The 1,530-nt window shown below is 37.8% G+C and carries 2 protein-coding genes; both read right to left on the reverse strand.

The genetic code is table 11. The features are described from left to right. Nucleotides 1–254 precede the first annotated feature (254 nt). On the reverse strand, nucleotides 255–929 hold the full coding sequence (locus F6K13_RS32565) for an RNA-guided endonuclease TnpB family protein (RefSeq protein ID WP_124147610.1): 675 nt from the start codon (nucleotides 927–929) through the stop codon (nucleotides 255–257). Between the two features lie 30 nt (nucleotides 930–959). Further along, nucleotides 960–1,286: a hypothetical protein gene (locus tag F6K13_RS32570; RefSeq protein WP_124147611.1), complete on the reverse strand. Its 327-nt coding sequence runs from the start codon at nucleotides 1,284–1,286 to the stop codon at nucleotides 960–962. Nucleotides 1,287–1,530: the final 244 nt, after the last annotated feature.

Raw genomic sequence — 1,530 nt, forward strand, 5'->3', positions numbered from 1 at the left:
TTTCTTAAAGGCATTATCAAACTATAGCGCTGTGCGCAGGGAACAGGGAACAGGGAACAGGGAACAGGGGGAATAAAAAACCGATAATATAAGACTTCTGGCTATTGGACATTTCCTGTAATATCATGTCCGGATAATTAGTGATGAAAAAACTTATCAAGAGTGCTGAAACAATAAATCTTTCTATTTTCCCTACTCCCCTACTCCCCTACTCCCCTACTCCCCCGCTCCCCTACTATCTTAATAATAAGTATTCAACCGGACATGATATAATTTGTAAATATGCCAGCGCACATTGCCATACCTCTACTGACTCCTTCGAGAGAAAACTCCAAAGTTGTCGCTACTTTTTTGAGAATATTAGCTGCTCCATTCACATCAGCATTTAGTGACAAACCGTTTTTGGTTTGATATAAACCTCTCTGTACTCGTTTTCCTGACGGCTTCCACCTCTCGGGTTTTTCACCGTAGTTTGGCAGGAAATCATCATCCAAAAAGCTTACTTGCGAGGTGTAAGATTCTTCAGTTGCAATAAAATCTATGCCGTACAATTCCCATAACTTACTAATTCGTTCTTTGAGTTTAGCTGTGGGAATTTGCACAAATTTTTGATTGTTTTTGGCTCCAATGTTAATAGCATTTTTTTGCCCCTTATTCCATCCAAAAACAATCCTACCAATACCATTTTCTAAGCAGTTATTTATAACTAATCTGGTCGCTTTATTCACAGCATCGCGCATTTTTCTGTTGCGTTTTTCAGTTATATTGGCTAACTTTTTTGACCAGAATCCTTGAGGTTTGTTATCTTTAATTGTTGCTATTTGTTTGTGATACCACTGGTTAACTGATTTTAAATATTTGCCATCTACAATCAAGCTTGTTCCTACATTGCTAACCCAAGTTAACCAATTACCAACTCCGTGGTCAATACCGAGAACTTTATCCCTGTCAAGTTCAGGTTAATCGACCTCTAACTGATAAACCCACTCAACATAAAAGCAACCATTACGAGGTAGAATCCTTATTTCTCGAATTTTTTTAAACTCAAGATTGCTGGGAAAATTTAGCCAAAAACTATCAATTTTAAAAGCAGCTTTAACTTTTTTCCCCAGAGGTACTCTCACCTGGTTTCCTTTCAGTCTCAAAGCTTGTTTTGGATAAGTTATAACTCCTAGTCCTCCCTTTTTTCGATATTTGGGAAGTTGAGGTTTATTTTTCAGTTTTTCTAGATAGTGTTTGTAGGAAAGCTCCTTGTAGGACTTAAAAGACTCTGTTACTCCTCTCAAGGTTTGCTGTGCTGCTTGAGAATGAAGAAATTGATAATTATGATTTGAGTTTAATTGCTTCTCTAAGTCGTGTTTTCCCGTGATGTATCCCTACTTAAAATACCATTGTCTAGCCAAATATAGCGCTGTGCGCAGGCAACAGCTCATCTGGCAACAGCTCATCTGGGGGAATAAAAGACCGATAATACAAGACTTTTAGCTATTGGACAGTTCTTGTAATTTGTAAATATGCCAGCGCACATTG

The sequence above is a fragment of the Okeania sp. SIO2B9 genome (assembly GCF_010672505.1).
GTDB classification, from domain to species: domain Bacteria; phylum Cyanobacteriota; class Cyanobacteriia; order Cyanobacteriales; family Microcoleaceae; genus Okeania; species Okeania hirsuta.